Raw genomic sequence first — 16,230 nt, forward strand, 5'->3', positions numbered from 1 at the left:
ATGAATACCAATCAAAAAATAGCAAAAGTTCAGTTAACCTCAAGATTTAGGCAGTTACTCGTTGCTATATTAAGCGTCGCTTTCGGTACATCTATGTATATCGCTATGAATAGCTTTATGGCCGGAGTAAACAATATACAAACTGAAATCACTTTTGCTTCCATGGCGCATATAAAAGTATTTAACGATTTAACGGATGATACTTCTTCAATATTGCCTAGACCAAAAGAGAACAACACTGTATTGATGATTCATAACAATAAAAACATTCAATACACAGAAGGTATTAAAAATGTGGATGAGATTAAAAAGAAGATATTCGAAATCCCTGAAGTGAACAGTGTAACGGTTCAGTTAAATGAGACTATTTTTATTAGAAATGGAGTTGCTAAAGCAAATGCGTCTCTTTCAGGTATTGATACGGTTAACGAAAATGAACTTTTCGAAACAGCTAGCTATATGATTGAGGGAAGTTTGAGCGACTTAGATAAACGTTCCGATGGAATTATACTTGGTGTCAACTTAGCAAGAAAAATAGGAGTAAAAACGGGAAATACTGTATCTGTATCTACATCTCATGGTATCTCTAAAACTTTTAAGATTATTGGAATCATAGAAACTGGTTCTAAAGGAGCGGATATGACACGTGCATTAGTTTCTATTCAAACTGCAAGGCAGTTGTTTTCAAAAAACAAGAGCTATGCCACGGACATTTTAGTTAACACTAATAATTACAATAATGCCAACGAAGTGGCTAAAAAAGTTCGTGAAATTACAGATTATAAAGTAGAATCCTGGCAGGAGGGAAACAGTCAATTAGTTTCTTCCAGCATTTTAAGAGATATTCTTGCAATATCGGTTTCTTTAACCATTCTAATCGTAGCTGGATTTGGTATTTATAATATTATGAACATGACTGTGAACGAAAAAATAAAGGAAATTGCTATTCTTAAAGCCATGGGGTTCAACGGAAAAGATGTTATTGAAATCTTCTTAACACAATCCATAGTGATTGGGCTAATTGGTGGCTTCATAGGTGTGTTTTTAGGCAATATTATTGTTCAAACATTAGATGTTGTTCCGTTTAAAATAGCGACACATAATACCTTACCAGTAGTTTATAATCCAAAGGATTATGTTCTGTCTTTTTGTTTTGGTGTCATTATCACTTTAATAGCGGGATATCTGCCTTCTCGTAAAGCATCAAAAGTAGATCCAGTTCAAATATTAAGAGGATAAAAACAGATAATTATGAATATGATTTCAGTAAATAATATCAACAAACACTTCTACGATCCAGTAGAATTCCAAGTTTTAAAAGATATCTCATTTGACGTGCATAAAGGAGAATTTGTATCTATCGTTGGTAAATCGGGTTCTGGTAAATCCACTTTACTATATCTGTTATCTACAATGGATACCCAGTATAACGGTAATATATCAATAAATAATACAGAAGTTACTGGTTTATCTCAAAATCAATTAGCTAAATTCAGAAATGAGCATATAGGTTTTGTGTTTCAGTTTCATTTCTTACTTCCTGAATTCACGGTTCTCGATAACGTAATGTTACCAGCACTAAAACTTAACAAAAAGAGTAAGGAAGAAATTGAAGCGGAAGCCATTGAGTCTTTACATCTATTAGGCTTAAAAGGTAATGAGCTTAAAAAAGCTTCGAAAATATCTGGAGGACAACAACAACGTGTAGCGATTGCAAGAGCTTTAATTAATTCACCATCCATTATTATGGGAGATGAACCTACGGGTAATCTCGATTCCAAAAACACAGATATCGTATTTGATGTATTTCGTGAATTAGCCAAAGAAAGAGGACAAACTATTATTGCCGTAACTCACGATGATGAATTCGCTGATAAATGCGATCGTATTATCGAACTTTCTGATGGACAATTGATTCGTCAATAAATACTTAAAGCAATCTATTTCGATTTTAACCCAACATATTCGAGTTCATCTATTTAAATATTAGATAAAATTGAATTATAACTAAAATTGTAAGCATATTAAAACAATAGTAAACATGAAATATTTAAAAACAGTTATCACTATATTATTCATTAGTATAACAAGCATTACTAGCTATGGACAAACTGATATAGCAAAAGAATGGGTTCTTGGAAAGAAAAATACCATTGTAAAAATTGAGAAACAAAACGATAATAATTATGAAGGAAAGATTATAGCTTCTGATAACCCAAAGGCCATTATAGGAAAACTGATGGTGAAAGAATTAAAAAACAAAAATGGAAAATGGAAAGGTAAATTATTTTCACCAAAAAAGAAAGAATGGTATGATGCAGAGTTCACGCCAAAGGAAAATGTACTAGAAGTTAAGGTAAAGGCTGGATTCTTCTCAAAGACAATAGAATGGACTATAAAAAAATAATAATGAAGGGATTAGGGAAAATGGCAATTACAAAGTTAATTGCCTTTAGTTTTGCTTACTTTTCTTTTGTCCTTAATACAGAGGCTCAGGAATTTACACTGGCAGGACTTCAATACAATAATTATCAAAGAGCAGCTATTAACGACGTTACAGATGGTCAGGAAATAGCATTTCACGAATTTGGAGTTTATTTGAATATTCCAACTTTATTGAAGAATAAAAAGACCTCTTTAGTAAATGGAGTAGGGTATGCGTTTGTAGAAGCGAATATGTACAATTTACCTTTAACTTCCCTTGATTCTTATACCAAAAAGCTACAGGAAGTTTATTATCAACTTGTTGTGATGCATCAATTTAATGACAAATGGGGGTTAACAGTTAATCTAAGGCCTTCATTAGCTTCAGATTTTGAACAACAATTGAGTTCAGATGATTTTCTTTTTCAAGGAGCAATTTTAGCAACTAGGACAATTCATGAAAGGTTAAAAATTGGAGCGGGTATTGCTCAAAGTTCACGCTTTGGAGAATCGAGAGTAATTCCTTTAGTAAGTTTAAACTATAAAAAGAATAAACATCAAGTAAATGCATTATTACCTGTAAATTTGAAATATACATATTCACTATTAGCTAATAATAAATTAGCTCTTGGGGTAAAATACAATAGTGATGGTGCGAATTTTAACGTATCAGATAATAACTTAAATAATGTAAATAAGATCAATTATTCTCGTACCAATCTTGGTATTTTAACGCAGTATAATTTTGCAAAAGGGTTTCGAGCAGAAGCTTATGGAGGCATTAGTACGAATAGAAAGTATAATTTTGTGGATATTGCTGGTAATACGCTCGAAGTAGATTCTAAAGGAGCTTCATTTTTCAATATAGGCATTGTTTACATTCCTAGTAAAAGAAAATAATTCAATATCTTTCTAAAGACATTTTGTTATAAATTGAAATGAGTAAAAATATAAAAAGAGGTATTGTTCGCATCGTATTGGTTTCAATATATGCAATATGTGTTATGAAATTAGTTACCTACGTAATGCCTTCTAACATAAAATTTGAACCCAAATCGGGAATTCCAAAAGAATTTTTCGCGTTACTATATCTCTTTTTTTTTAATATGAATGTTGAAGGTAGTTTATTTTTTGATCGCTATTTAAATAAGAAACTTCCTTGGTTTTACTTTCCTAAAAAACGATTATTAACGCAAGTTTCTCTAATTTTTTCTTGGGCAATCGTTTCCATTATAATTCCTTTCACAGCTTGGTATTATGTAAATGATGAGTCTTTTATTTATCCAAGAGCTCCAGTAATTATATTTGTAGGATCTATTATCTTTCTATTAGTTTTTATAGGAATTTCTGTAACAATAAATTTTTTCAAGCAATCTCAAAAGTCATTGCTAGAGGCAGAATATTATAAACAAGAAAAACTTAAAGCGGAATATAGAGTTCTACAAAATCAAGTAAACCCACATTTTCTATTCAATAGTCTAAATGTTTTAATAGCTGAAATAAAACACAATCCAAAGACGGCGGTTGAATTTACACGTAAATTATCTAAAGTATATAGATATGTTTTACAAAGTAAAAATTACGATTTAATTTCGTTAAAAGAAGAACTCGCTTTTATAGATTCATTTATTTTTTTGCATAAGGTTAGGTTAGGAGAGGCCCTTAATTATGAAGTGACAATTTCAGATGGCACCAAGTACTTAAAAATGCCTCCATTAACATTACAAATCCTTATTGAAAATGCTATAAAACATAATGTTGCTAATGAAGAAAATATATTACATATTCGAATTAATGAAACTGGCGAAAACACATTAATAATTAGTAATAATATTCAACCTATTCATGGTGAAGTGGAATCAACATATACTGGGTTAATCAATTTAAGTAAACGCTTTGAACTTTTGAAGAAAAAAGGTTTTAATTTCGGAGAAAATAACGGGAAATTCAAGGTAACCATTCCATTAATTGATCAATAATATGATAGAAATATTAATAATAGAAGACGAAATACCTGCACAACGTTTGTTAAAGGAAACTTTAAAAGAAATCTCCATTAATACCGAGGTTATTACTTGTTTGAACAGTATTAAATCAGCGGTTAATTGGTTACAAAACAATAAGCATCCAGAGATTATTTTATTGGACATACAGTTATCAGATGGACTTAGTTTTGAAATTTTCAAACAAGTAGAGGTCAATAGTCAAATTATATTTACTACAGCATATGATGAATATGCCATACAAGCCTTCAAGGTAAATAGTTTAGATTACCTATTAAAACCTATTGAAGAAGAAGAATTAGAAATGGCGCTCAATAAATTTCAAAAGCATCAAAGTAATAGTGTTCAAGAAAGAACTGCAATTGTAGATTATGAGAAACTAGCCTCCATTATAGGTAATAAGCAAAAGGAGTACCGTAAACGCTTTTTAATTCAATCGAATGACTCATTTTTAAAAGTATCAGTAAATGAAATAGCATATTTCTATAGTATGCAAGGGGTAACATTTGCGGTAACCTTCGAAAAACGAGAATATCCAGTTAACTTTTCCTTAGAAAATTTAAAAGAGCAGTTAGATCCTGATTACTTTTTTAAACTAAATCGTCAAATCATTATCAATATTAACAGTATTAAGCGTGTACATTCTTATTTTAATGGAAAATTAAAGCTGGAAACGGACCCCGTACACAACGAAGATATGATTATTGGTAAAGATAAAGCAGCCTTATTTAAACGTTGGTTAGATAGATAATTGGAGTATTCAACATCATTAAATACTCCAATGATAAGCTGTTATCGATTTAACTCCTGCTTTCGCTTTAACACATTTACCAAGCTTAAAAGCAATACTAATAAAGTTATCCAGAGTATATACATTTTATCATGTTGAAAACCGCCGTAATAATCTAAGAATGTCATTCCATTTACCACTAAATAGGTAATAAAAAAGAACAATACTTCGAATAGTTTCTTTCCTTTAGATAGCAATCCAAGTATACTTGAGAATAAAACCAAAAGAAGACTTCCCAGAAAGACAGCACATACAGCCATAAAGTTTCCTTCAACTCCGAGTCGAATTACTAAAGGCAATGCTAAAGCCAGCATTAATATAAACCCTGAAAATAGCTGTGCTAACAACAACCTTTTAATTGGGTTGTAACTTGTGAATGTGAAATAATGTACATTGTTTACTGTTTCTTTAATTGTAAGATCGGATAGTCTCGATACTTGTAAAAACCAAAGTATTGGTAGTACTATTTGATGTGCTATTTTTAGTGGTAACACTGCTAAGAGAATCATGCCAATAACATTCAATATCCATAACCATCTTTTTCCTTTCCTAAACAACAATAATAACTCGGTTTTTATAATGGGAAATATACTGCTGCTAAAAGACATTGAAGGTAATGTTAGCAAACTAATACTATTATTTCCTTTTGACGAAAGAGTTGGGTTAGTAATTCTTTTACTGGAAGAGATTCTTTTGTTATCAAAACGATGGAAAAATGGAGAAACTATGAATAATAAAAGGGTGACAAAACTTATCCAAATGAATCGACTCATGATAAAAGCTATTGGAAAATCGACACCATTAAATTGAAATTTTTGAATTTTGGTTTTATCACCAATGATATAGCCTACAGATAAGTTTACATTTTCATCTTGATTAATTATAGTTTTTACACCTTGTTCTATCTGGTGAACGACTATCTGATTTCCGAAAGGATCAAAGGAAAAGTAATTTTCATTTTGTGTATTAAAGCTCATAACAGCCGTAAATAAAAAGAAAAAGCCTACATTTTGAATGACGGTATACTTTCCAAAAAGTATTTCAAAAACTACTGCGATTACTGATACTAAAAAAATAGCAGGAAAGGTGATCAATAAATAAGGCTCTATAAAATGAAACAATTCAAATGAATAACCATCATTGTACAAAGCAAAAAGAATTAGGCTCATTATGAATACTATAACTACAATTGTGGATAGCACCAAAAAATTACTTATAGCTTTTGTTAACAAGTATACACTGTTTTTAATTTGAGTTGAAGCTATAATTTGCCCAACTTTAGTTTCCCTATCTTTTTTAATACCTGTATTCACCAGATAAAAGCCTATCAAAGATAAAAACACACTCGTCATCACCGCTGTTACATTCCCAATCCAAGCAGAATTGTAAAATCCCACATAATCAGCTATTCTAATAGTGGAATAACTTGCATTCGGTTCAGGAATAAACGTGTATGCTATTGCCAATGTTAAACAAAGTGTAATCAAAAAGGAATAACTTCTAGTTCTCTGTAAGTAATCTAATTTTATAATATGATAAAGTTGTTTCATTTCTAATTTATTTTAATTGGCTTTGGTAAGGTTTAAATACGCATCTTCCAAGTTTGCCGTTTTCATTGTCGAATTTTCTAAAGGAATATCTGATATATAACGAACAAGTAACTGATTATCTTGACGAGATGTACTTACTACTTTGTATTTTGACTTAAAGTCTATCAACTCTTCTTTTTTAATAGCTTTTTCGAAAACTTTATTTTCCAATTGCTTTATGATACTTTTTTGATTTCCATGAAAGAGTAATTCACCATTTTTCATCACGGCAATTGTATCTGCAATTGTATCAATATCAGAAACGATATGAGATGATAAAATAACAATACAATCATTGGCTAAATCAGAAATTAAGTTTCTAAAACGAACACGTTCTTCTGGATCTAAACCAACAGTAGGTTCATCGAAAATCACAATTTTAGGATCATTTAATAAGGCTTGAGCAATACCTATACGTTGTTTCATTCCTCCCGAGTAACTTCCAATAGACTTATTTGCAACCTCAATTAAGTTTAGGCCTTCCAATAGCAATTCAATTTTATCCTTTAAGTTCTTTCCACCAATACCTTTTATAGCAGCCATGTATTCTAAGAACTCGTATGCATTTAAGTTAGGATATACACCGAAGTCTTGTGGTAAAAAGCCTAGTTGCTTTCGCATATAATTTGCATCCTTTAGAATATTGTTTTTGTTTAAACAGATAATTCCACCCGTTGGTTTATTCACGGTAGCAATCATTTTCAATAATGTAGATTTTCCTGCGCCATTAGGACCTAATAAACCTAAGATTCCTTTTTCAATATGGATTGAAAAATCTTTCAACCCATATTTATTCTTATTATATTTCTTTGATACATTTTGAATTTCTAATTGCATAACTTTTATTTTTTAGATGTTAAACTAGTACTGTTTTCTGAATCGATCCTGGTAATTGTAGTGGTAAAACCATTTTGCTTGAAGGTTAAACTATTTTGACTCCCAGTGATTTTAGTTAAAGAGGCTCCTACAGTTGTATCATATAAGGTATCTTCAGATTTTTGAGCTAATTCACTTTTCGCTCCTTGTGCTTCGACAATTAGATATAACTTCTTGTTTTCTTCTTTTATTTCTAAAACTAAATTGGCTTCCTTTAATAAATACTTACCTGTTGTATCTTTAAAATCAGACAAATTTACAGCTTCGAAAGCTTGAATCTTTTCATCATGTAAATAAGCATACAAATCGTTCGTTATGGCTTTACCTGAAGGCATTCTCATCGTATTTGAGAATATTAAAAATAGATTCCCCGTTTCAATATCGTATGCATTTCGAAAAGCATAACCAATATTATTCCCTCCATGATTCACATACTTCTTTCCCTTATAGTCTTTTTTAAACACTCCCAATCCGTAAGTATCATTTCCATCTTCAATCATTAGCTGAATAGTTTCTTTTTTTAATAATTTTTCTGTTTGAAAAAGTGAGCTATAAAAGATTTCCATATCCGATAGAGTAGAAGCCATGCTACCAGCAGAGTAAGCAATGTTGGCAAAAAACTTATAATCTAAATATTTACTAACATCTTCTCCGTCATGATAAGGAGCTGCTAACTTTGGTAAATTTTTATGTAAATAAGGATGTGTATTTTTTAACCCTAATGGCTCTATAATTCGTTTTCTAAGTAAATCAAAGTAACTTTCATCAGTTATTTTTTCAAGTATTCTTCCCAAAAGAAAGTAGTTGGTATTACAATAATCAAAAGATCCAATCTTTTCTATATTTCGCTTTTCAACTAGCTTAAATAAATTTTGAGTGTATAATGAATCTGCTTTCGAAAAGAATATATCTAAAATATTTTTTCCTATAATCTCATCCAAGCCCGTTTCATGCGTTAGCAATTGCTTTAAAGTAATCGAACTATCAATGTTTTTAACTGGTTTTAAAAACTTACCAATCGTATCTGATAATTTTATAGTTCCTTTTTCTACTTCCTGTAATACTAAAATTGAAGTAAATGTTTTGGTAGCGCTTCCAATATTAAAAACACTGTTTTCATTTAAACTGAAGTTTCCAATACTCGATGTACTAATCTCATTGTTCTTTTTTACGAGTATAGCTACACCTTTGTTTTGTTCTTTTAATATCGATGAGTATTTATCATTTAATAAGCTTAAGGTAGCTTCTTGTGCAAATAATGTACTTTGAATTAGTATTACTATAAAAATTAAGATGTTCAATAGTATTTTCATGATATTTGTTTTAATTGTCAGGTCAAAAATCAGAAGTAATCAGGCCTTTTAAAAAAAAGAATGATGAAGGTGTTTACTTTAATGATATCCCTACAGATTTACCATTATCATCGTAAAAGAAACGTTTACACTTAAAAAGAGAACTTTCATCATTAAAAGAAGCTTTTTCATATACGAACCTTTATTTTTGAAGGGATTTTAAAAGGATAAAATGACTGCACTTGATAAGCTAATTGATAACAAAATTTTTCAGAATGTATTTGCATGGCTGTTACTATTAATCATTTTTACCATGATTATCACGGCTGAAAACACCTTCCTTACTGCGTTAATTTTCATTGCCTTTATTATACCACCAGTATACATTAGTAATCTTAAAATACTCCCTCTTTTCTTTAAAAAGAAAGGGAAACTTGGGGCTCTTTTTTATATTCTGAATATTTTCTTTTTCACTTTTATAGGAGTTGCTGTGTTGAGTGATTTCTTCAAGAATTTCGAATTCAGAATGCTTATCAATGTTTTCGGAGCCTTTTTACTCATCATAATTTTTGGAACCGCTTTAAAATTATCAAGAGATAGCTTTATCCGTCGTCAAAAGGAAAAAGAGGCTGAATTACAGCTCTTGAAAGCCCAGTTAAATCCACATTTTTTGTTCAATACATTGAATAACTTATATGGACTTTCTGTAATTAAATCAGACAAACTTCCTAGTTTAATGCTTCAGTTATCAGATCTGTTACGCTACAGTTTATATGACACACGAGAAAGCTTTGTTTCACTTGAAAAAGAGATGAGTTATTTAGAAAATTATATTTCCTTAGAAAGGATACGATTAGAAGACAAAGCTGATATTAAATTTAGTAAATCTGGTGATTTTAGTGGAAAGAAAATAGCTCCTATGTTGTTGATTGTGTTTATTGAAAACTGTTTTAAGCATTTAGGAGAACAACCCGATGGTAAAAGTGAAGTTTCTATTTCTTTAAAAGAATCAAATGATAGTATTATTTTTGAATGTAGTAATACCATTGAAAAAGAAAAAACAGTGAATAATATGGAAAAAGGTAAAAGTGGAATTGGATTAAACAATGTCAGAAAACGTTTAAATCTTATGTATCCAGATCAGCACGAATTGCATATAAACAAGATCAATAACAATTACTCAGTACAACTAATTATAAACTTGTAAAATGAAGGTATTACAATGTATTATTGCAGATGATGAGCCTATTGCTCGTCAAATTTTAGAGAACTATATTGACTCTATGCCTCATTTAGAGATTGTTGCTGCATGTAAAAATGCTTTTGAAGTTCTTGAAGTGCTAAAAGAAAGATCTGTAGACATCTTATTTCTAGATATAAACATGCCAAAATTATCAGGTTTGAGTTTATTGAAAACCATGCAACAAAAACCAAATGTAATTATTACCACTGCTTATCCTGAATATGCCTTAGAAGGTTTTGAACTCGCTGTAACAGATTATCTGTTAAAACCCTTTTCCTTAGAACGTTTCTTGCAGGCAGTGAATAAAATTAATATCCAAGAAGCGGCATCCATACAAACAACAGTTTCAATAGAAAAAGAAGAAGAACCTAATTTTATCTTTGTGAAAAGTGATAAGAAAATCATCAAGCTCTTTTTTGATGATATTAACTATATAGAAGCTTATGGAAACTATATAAAAATATATACTGATTCCATGTTGCTAACACAACAAACTTTATCCGACTTCTTAGCTAAACTACCTGACTTCTTCACGCGGATACACAAATCTTTTGTCATTAATTTCGATAAGCTGAAAATAATCGATGGGAATCAAATAATACTACAAAACGATGCAAAATTGCCAATAGGGAAGTCGTACAGAAAAAGTATATTAGATAAAATATAACAAAGGCTTTAAATCCATTTCGCCTTTAAGTCTTTATACTTTGTTCTTCCTATAGGAATTTGTGTTCCATCGGTTAATTCTGCCATGTATTTACTTCCTGAAGCTACAATAATCTCTTTTATTTCAGTCATTTTTACTAAATACGACTTATGAATACGTTCAAAAGACGGAGATAACAATCGCTCTAATTTTTCAAGTGATTTGTCATGGAGTACTATGTCGCCATCCTCAAGAAATAACTCAGAATACACGCCAGCACCTTTGATATAAACAACATCGTCTAAAGGAATTAACTGTATTTTGTATCTCTTTTTAACAGCTAAAAACTTTACTGAATTCTTAACTATTTTCTCCTCGGCATTTATCCTATTGATTGCCTGTTCCAACCGATCCTTATTAAAAGGTTTAGGAACAAAATCCAAAACACCATATTCGAAAGCTTTAATCGCCTGATCTTTATAGGCAGAAACAATAATCGTATGAAACGATTTAGAAACTACTATAGTTAATAAATCAAAACCACTTTCACCATTTAAATTTAAATCTAAAAAAACCAGATCTAACGTAGTACCCTCAATATATTCAATGGCATTCTGAAGCGTGTTTAAGACCTTTATGGATTTTAAACTATCACTCAAAATTCCACGAACCATTCGTTCGATTCTTTTGGCAATTCTCAATTCATCTTCGACAATTAGAACATTCATATGCTTAAGAATATATTTTTATCGTGTTTTTCCAACCATTATTTGTAGGTTCTGAAGTAAACTCCCATTTATTACTATAACTCTCCATTAATCGTGCTTTTACATATTTCGAACCCGTTCCTTCTTTCTTATTAACACCTTCTTTTACTAACTTGGCAAAAGTTAAAAAAGTATAGTATTTGTAGTCCTGTCTGAGCTCAAAAATCAATTTAAACTCAATTATATTCCCTTCCATAGGTAAGCTATGTGTAATACCATTTTCTAATAATGTATGAAAAATACCCGGAGGAATCATTTCATCAGGTTGTATTCCTTCTTCTAGCCATAAATAATCGATCTCCTTTCGATATTTCATTATTTCAATGTGAGAACGACAAAGTGCTATTTCCTGTGTAATTGGAATCAGTTTTTTGTTTTCTATTTGATTAAAAAGATCAAATTCCTTTGCCAACGCCTCTATAAACTGAACACCTTTTTTCGGACTTTCTTCGATCCAGTCAATTAGTGAAGTTAGCGTATTCATTAAAAAATGAGGTTGAATGTTCTTTTTTAGTAATTCCAAACGTAGGCGAGTGGATTGTATTAAAGATTCTTCATAAGCCAATCTTTGCTCTTTTATACGAATGGAAAGTAAATATAACATGTTCAGTAAAATAAGGCTAAAACAGGTGAAAAGACCTATGTTAAAAGAAACTATGTACCCAATTATTAAACAAAGAAATAGAGTTAAAAACAATAACAGGGCTCCTTTTACTTTCTTATATATTCCAAAAATAGCAATACATGAAGAAAACAACCATAATCCAATAGACATTACAAGCATTGTAAAGTTGAAATGATGATGTTTTATAACAAATATATACAGAAGTATAGCTGCATAGACACCGAAAAAGAGCTTTCTCCTTGGAAAAGGGAACTGTATTGAAAAATAGAGCGGAATTAAAAAAGAAATCCCGAACATTAATCCAGTTATCACTTCAAGTCGAATTACATGCAAGCTATAGTGAATTGGTAATGTTGTTCTAACAAAATGGGTCATAGTTAAACCGAAAAAGAGAAAACAGCAGATACTAAAAATAAGCATCGAGTGTTCCTTTTTATTTCCCATGAATAGAAATAGAAAGTAGATAGATGCTATTAAAAAAACACCTGCAAATACATGCATATAAGAGTTTTGAATCAAACGATCAGTGAGTAATTCCTGATAATAATCTACTTCTAAATCATAAACTCCTATATGGTCGGGATAATAATAATTGCTCAGCCTAAGCGCCATCACATGTTCTCCTTTTTCAGTTAAAGAATTAGGAATATAAAAACTAGTCCATAATTCACCTTCAGGCTCTAATAGAGCCTCTTGCCCTGGGTTTCCGTTTCTACCAATTAATACTCCATCCCAAAATAGTTCATACTCTCCATAAATTTCCAATCTGACACCGTAAGATTTTAATGATTCAGGGCTTTCTAATATTTGCACATTGGTTCGAGACCAAAAAACTTTTCCGTCGGGCACAAACTTCAATCTTCTTTTCCATTCAGCAGTGTTTAAATGCTTAGAAGCCCATTCTTGTTCATCACCAAGTTTAAAAACAGTTTTACCTTGCTTATAAACCGGTTTATCAGAACAGGAAACTGTTGATAATAGGAAGCTTAAAAAAAGAAAAACATAAAAGTATCTCAAACCGTTTTAATAAGTGATTATTTATGCAAGATAGCATTATAAAACGGCTTATTTGAGCCGTTCATTAATGTATAGAGCGGTTCATTAAAAATAGGTATGTAATATGGAATTTAAAGACCTTCTTTGTAAAAATATGATCGATCTAGATCAATACTAACATAGAATATGACAAGCTACACTCGAAAATATTAAACTATGAAAACTAAATTATTGATACTGACATTATATATATCCTTTAATGCTGTATTTGCTCAAAATAATATTCACCCCCTTAAAAAATCATTAGAATTACCACAGATACAAGTGATTCCTATAAAGGATAGCCAGTTTGATAGACAATATGAACTTTACATAAAGTTGCCAGAAGGATATTCAAACGATAATGACATTAAATACCCTGTTCTTTATATTGAAGATGCGATGTGGCATTTAGAAATATTATCGGGATCCAGTGAGTATCTAATGGATAACCTTATTCTTGTTGGTATTTCTTGGCAGAAAAACTTGCATCCAACTAAAGCTTATGCTAGTAGGTTTCGTGATTACTCAATTATGAAATCCAGTAACCAAGAACGTCAAGCTAAATATAATTATGGACAAGCTGAAAATCATCTAGATTTTATTCGTAATGATGTAATTAAGTATGTAGAGAATAATTATCAAGCAGACCCTGATAACCGCAGTTATTTTGGGTATTCCATGAGTGGGTGTTTTGGAGCCTATGTGTTGTTGACAAAACCTAATACATTTAAAAATTACATTCTAGGTAGCTCAACATATTTGATGGATAAATCATTTATTTATGAAAATGAATCGATAATATCCCAGAAGCAAAAAGAAGTAAATACCAATGTTTACATAGCAATTGGTACATTAGATAATGAAAAGGCAATTCAACAAGCCAAAGGTCTTGATTCTTTTCTAAAGAGTAAAGATTATCCAAATATAACATCAAAACTCGAGTTGATTGAAGGTTTTGATCATAGTTCAGCTTTTCCAATGATATCAATACGTAGCATGTATTGGCTATCAGACTTGTTAAAAGACATAAAATAGTAAACAAAAAGGTTTGCGAGAAGAAATCTACTAATACTTCTTCATAAGCCATTGCCAAATATTACAATTTATAATCGATGAAAAATAACAAACTTATTTTATTATTGCTCACACCAATACTATTTGTGTATGCTTGCGATACCAAAAATCAAAAAGCAAACAACACTGATTTTCCAGCCCTAGAGAACCGCTATTTTGGACAAAAGCCACCTGGCTTAACTCCAAAACCTTTTGATCCCGATATTATTTCTCCTGAAGGTAGTTTTGAAGAGGGGACATATACTTCAGATATGAAATCGTATTACTTCGTACGAAATAACGGTAAGCGCACTTTTTTCGTTATCAAATATAAAAATAATAGTTGGGGGCAAGAATCTGAAACGGATATAAGATGGCCGCAATTTTCGGCTGATGGTAATAAGATGTTCATTGGAAAACTCTATAGAGAACGAAAGGGTAATGGCTGGTCCGAACCTAAAAGTCCGGGTACTTTTCTAAAGCATATGAATCATGGTCGATCTGTCTCAGCTAAGGGCAATTACTATTTCACTGCATACAAAGAGCAGGGACCAATTGGTGCTATCTATTATTCAAGACTTGTTAATGGTAAATATGAAGAGCCTAGCAAGTTAAATGATGATATCAATAGAGGAAAATATATTGCAGGATCTCTAATTTCCCCAGATGAATCCTATTTAATCTGGAGTGTGGAAAGAGAAGATGGATATGGGCAAAGCGATCTTTATATTAGTTTTAAGAAAAATGATGGGACTTGGTCAAAGAGCATGAACATGGGGCCAATAATAAATACTGATAAGCAGGAGAGCTCTCCACAAATATCGCCTGATGGTAAATATTTCTTTTTCATAAGAGGAGATTGGGAGTTAAATAAAGACGGTAGTCGTACTTACATTGGAAAACAATATTGGGTTGATGTTAAAATCATTGAAAATCTTAAACCTAATCTGGAATAATTAAATTCAAATATCATGAAGGTAACACACTTTATAATACTTATTATAGGTATTTTTTTTTGTCATGCTTGCGAAAGCAAGAAACAAAAGAAAGACATAATATCTAATACGACTGAAAATGCCTATCTAGGACAAAAGCCTCCAGGACTTGTGCCTAAACGTTTTGCACCAAAATTGGTAACAACAACGGATTGGGAATATAACGGGGTATTTTCTCCTGATTTAAATGAATTCTATTATATAAGGCTGGATGAGAAGAGAGAAAAACAACTAAATGTAGCGTATATCAAAAAGGATAAACAATGGGTTCAGAAAGTAATTTCAAAACGAAAAGGAAGCCCTTTTTTCTCTTCAAATAATAATATCATGTATTTAGGAAATAGTTTTTCAGAACGAACTGGAAATGGTAATTGGTCTGAAATCAAAAAACTAGATACTCCGTTTGATAGTTTACCTATCATGCGACTATCCGTTTCGGATAAAGGAACCTATTTCTATGATGAATTTAAACGTGATTTTACGGGAGATATCCGTTATTCTAGATTGGTTAATGGAAAGCACGAAAAATCTAAAAAACTCAATGCTAAAATTAATACAGGAAGAAGTTTTCACCCTTTTATTGCTCCTGATGAATCTTATTTACTTTTTGATAGTGAGAGAGAAGGAGGGCATGGAGATTCTGATATTTATATTAGTTTTCGTCAACAAGATGATTCTTGGAGTGATCCTATTAACTTAGGAAATCAAATAAACACAGCAGCGTGGGAGGCAGGAGCTAGTATTACTCCCGATGGAAAGTATTTGTTCTTCAATCGAATTGTTGGTGACGTTCCTTATGAAAATGATGACTATAAAAATGTTGATATTTTTTGGGTAGATGCTAAGGTCATTGAAAACTTAAGACCTAAGAAGTAATATTCTAACCTTT

16 protein-coding genes are annotated in these 16,230 nt (G+C 31.0%); 11 read left to right on the plus strand and 5 right to left on the minus strand.

Annotated features, from left to right (window positions below; translation table 11 throughout):
• From ACKTTV_RS12230 to ACKTTV_RS12255, 6 genes are all read left to right on the plus strand, one after another.
• Entirely contained in the window at positions 1–1,239 is a 1,239-nt protein-coding gene (locus ACKTTV_RS12230; protein WP_408031122.1) for an ABC transporter permease, read from the plus strand.
• Positions 1,240–1,251: 12 nt separating this feature from the next.
• On the plus strand, positions 1,252–1,926 hold the full coding sequence (locus tag ACKTTV_RS12235) for an ABC transporter ATP-binding protein (protein WP_408031123.1): 675 nt from the start codon (positions 1,252–1,254) through the stop codon (positions 1,924–1,926).
• A gap of 115 nt (positions 1,927–2,041) precedes the next feature.
• Entirely contained in the window at positions 2,042–2,407 is a 366-nt protein-coding gene (locus ACKTTV_RS12240; RefSeq protein ID WP_408031124.1) for a DUF2147 domain-containing protein, read from the plus strand.
• Between the two features lie 2 nt (positions 2,408–2,409).
• Positions 2,410–3,324 carry a DUF6268 family outer membrane beta-barrel protein gene (locus tag ACKTTV_RS12245; protein WP_408031125.1) on the plus strand — a complete coding sequence of 305 codons (915 nt, stop codon included), beginning with the start codon at positions 2,410–2,412 and terminating at the stop codon, positions 3,322–3,324.
• Positions 3,325–3,362: 38 nt separating this feature from the next.
• Positions 3,363–4,403 carry a sensor histidine kinase gene (locus ACKTTV_RS12250; protein ID WP_408031126.1) on the plus strand — a complete coding sequence of 347 codons (1,041 nt, stop codon included), beginning with the start codon at positions 3,363–3,365 and terminating at the stop codon, positions 4,401–4,403.
• A 1-nt stretch (position 4,404) separates the two neighbouring features.
• Positions 4,405–5,178 carry a LytR/AlgR family response regulator transcription factor gene (locus ACKTTV_RS12255; protein WP_408031127.1) on the plus strand — a complete coding sequence of 258 codons (774 nt, stop codon included), beginning with the start codon at positions 4,405–4,407 and terminating at the stop codon, positions 5,176–5,178.
• Between the two features lie 41 nt (positions 5,179–5,219).
• On the opposite strand, the gene ACKTTV_RS12260 is transcribed toward ACKTTV_RS12255, so the two are convergent.
• From ACKTTV_RS12260 to ACKTTV_RS12270, 3 genes are read right to left on the minus strand one after another with little or no spacing between them, the layout of a single operon-like run.
• Complete coding sequence (locus ACKTTV_RS12260; RefSeq protein WP_408031128.1) at positions 5,220–6,767, minus strand: ABC transporter permease; 1,548 nt, start codon at positions 6,765–6,767, stop codon at positions 5,220–5,222.
• 12 nt (positions 6,768–6,779) lie between these two features.
• On the minus strand, positions 6,780–7,643 hold the full coding sequence (locus tag ACKTTV_RS12265) for an ABC transporter ATP-binding protein (RefSeq protein WP_408031129.1): 864 nt from the start codon (positions 7,641–7,643) through the stop codon (positions 6,780–6,782).
• Between the two features lie 5 nt (positions 7,644–7,648).
• Positions 7,649–8,995, minus strand: a complete 1,347-nt coding sequence (locus ACKTTV_RS12270; protein WP_408031130.1) for a serine hydrolase domain-containing protein — start codon at positions 8,993–8,995, stop codon at positions 7,649–7,651.
• Between the two features lie 211 nt (positions 8,996–9,206).
• On the opposite strand from ACKTTV_RS12270, the gene ACKTTV_RS12275 reads away from it, so the two are divergent.
• Positions 9,207–10,181 (plus strand): sensor histidine kinase, encoded by a 975-nt coding sequence (locus ACKTTV_RS12275; RefSeq protein ID WP_408031131.1) that lies wholly within the window; start codon positions 9,207–9,209, stop codon positions 10,179–10,181.
• A 1-nt stretch (position 10,182) separates the two neighbouring features.
• Positions 10,183–10,884: a LytR/AlgR family response regulator transcription factor gene (locus ACKTTV_RS12280; RefSeq protein ID WP_408031132.1), complete on the plus strand. Its 702-nt coding sequence runs from the start codon at positions 10,183–10,185 to the stop codon at positions 10,882–10,884.
• Between the two features lie 8 nt (positions 10,885–10,892).
• On the opposite strand, the gene ACKTTV_RS12285 is transcribed toward ACKTTV_RS12280, so the two are convergent.
• Both ACKTTV_RS12285 and ACKTTV_RS12290 read right to left on the minus strand, forming a co-directional pair.
• Entirely contained in the window at positions 10,893–11,591 is a 699-nt protein-coding gene (locus ACKTTV_RS12285; RefSeq protein ID WP_408031133.1) for a LytR/AlgR family response regulator transcription factor, read from the minus strand.
• Positions 11,592–11,595: 4 nt separating this feature from the next.
• Positions 11,596–13,272, minus strand: a complete 1,677-nt coding sequence (locus ACKTTV_RS12290; RefSeq protein WP_408031134.1) for a histidine kinase — start codon at positions 13,270–13,272, stop codon at positions 11,596–11,598.
• Between the two features lie 210 nt (positions 13,273–13,482).
• On the opposite strand from ACKTTV_RS12290, the gene ACKTTV_RS12295 reads away from it, so the two are divergent.
• The 3 genes from ACKTTV_RS12295 to ACKTTV_RS12305 all read left to right on the plus strand — a co-directional run bounded on the left by ACKTTV_RS12295 (position 13,483) and on the right by ACKTTV_RS12305 (position 16,217).
• Positions 13,483–14,328: an alpha/beta hydrolase gene (locus ACKTTV_RS12295; protein WP_408031135.1), complete on the plus strand. Its 846-nt coding sequence runs from the start codon at positions 13,483–13,485 to the stop codon at positions 14,326–14,328.
• A gap of 77 nt (positions 14,329–14,405) precedes the next feature.
• Positions 14,406–15,302, plus strand: coding sequence for a TolB-like translocation protein (locus ACKTTV_RS12300; RefSeq protein ID WP_408031136.1), 897 nt, complete (start codon positions 14,406–14,408; stop codon positions 15,300–15,302).
• A gap of 15 nt (positions 15,303–15,317) precedes the next feature.
• Positions 15,318–16,217 carry a TolB-like translocation protein gene (locus ACKTTV_RS12305; protein ID WP_408031137.1) on the plus strand — a complete coding sequence of 300 codons (900 nt, stop codon included), beginning with the start codon at positions 15,318–15,320 and terminating at the stop codon, positions 16,215–16,217.
• Positions 16,218–16,230 lie beyond the last annotated feature (13 nt).

The sequence above is a fragment of the Tenacibaculum xiamenense genome, assembly GCF_964513065.1.
GTDB lineage: Bacteria > Bacteroidota > Bacteroidia > Flavobacteriales > Flavobacteriaceae > Polaribacter > Polaribacter xiamenense.

Excerpts from the sequence above, each read along its gene's own strand:
- ACKTTV_RS12230 (WP_408031122.1), top strand. The coding sequence starts at position 1 with ATGAATACCAATCAAAAAATAGCAAAAGTTCAGTTAACCTCAAGATTT.
- ACKTTV_RS12235 (WP_408031123.1), top strand. The coding sequence starts at position 1,252 with ATGAATATGATTTCAGTAAATAATATCAACAAACACTTCTACGATCCA.
- ACKTTV_RS12240 (WP_408031124.1), top strand. The coding sequence starts at position 2,042 with ATGAAATATTTAAAAACAGTTATCACTATATTATTCATTAGTATAACA.
- ACKTTV_RS12245 (WP_408031125.1), top strand. The coding sequence starts at position 2,410 with ATGAAGGGATTAGGGAAAATGGCAATTACAAAGTTAATTGCCTTTAGT.
- ACKTTV_RS12250 (WP_408031126.1), top strand. The coding sequence starts at position 3,363 with ATGAGTAAAAATATAAAAAGAGGTATTGTTCGCATCGTATTGGTTTCA.
- ACKTTV_RS12255 (WP_408031127.1), top strand. The coding sequence starts at position 4,405 with ATGATAGAAATATTAATAATAGAAGACGAAATACCTGCACAACGTTTG.
- ACKTTV_RS12260 (WP_408031128.1), bottom strand. The coding sequence starts at position 6,767 with ATGAAACAACTTTATCATATTATAAAATTAGATTACTTACAGAGAACT.
- ACKTTV_RS12265 (WP_408031129.1), bottom strand. The coding sequence starts at position 7,643 with ATGCAATTAGAAATTCAAAATGTATCAAAGAAATATAATAAGAATAAA.
- ACKTTV_RS12270 (WP_408031130.1), bottom strand. The coding sequence starts at position 8,995 with ATGAAAATACTATTGAACATCTTAATTTTTATAGTAATACTAATTCAA.
- ACKTTV_RS12275 (WP_408031131.1), top strand. The coding sequence starts at position 9,207 with ATGACTGCACTTGATAAGCTAATTGATAACAAAATTTTTCAGAATGTA.
- ACKTTV_RS12280 (WP_408031132.1), top strand. The coding sequence starts at position 10,183 with ATGAAGGTATTACAATGTATTATTGCAGATGATGAGCCTATTGCTCGT.
- ACKTTV_RS12285 (WP_408031133.1), bottom strand. The coding sequence starts at position 11,591 with ATGAATGTTCTAATTGTCGAAGATGAATTGAGAATTGCCAAAAGAATC.
- ACKTTV_RS12300 (WP_408031136.1), top strand. The coding sequence starts at position 14,406 with ATGAAAAATAACAAACTTATTTTATTATTGCTCACACCAATACTATTT.
- ACKTTV_RS12305 (WP_408031137.1), top strand. The coding sequence starts at position 15,318 with ATGAAGGTAACACACTTTATAATACTTATTATAGGTATTTTTTTTTGT.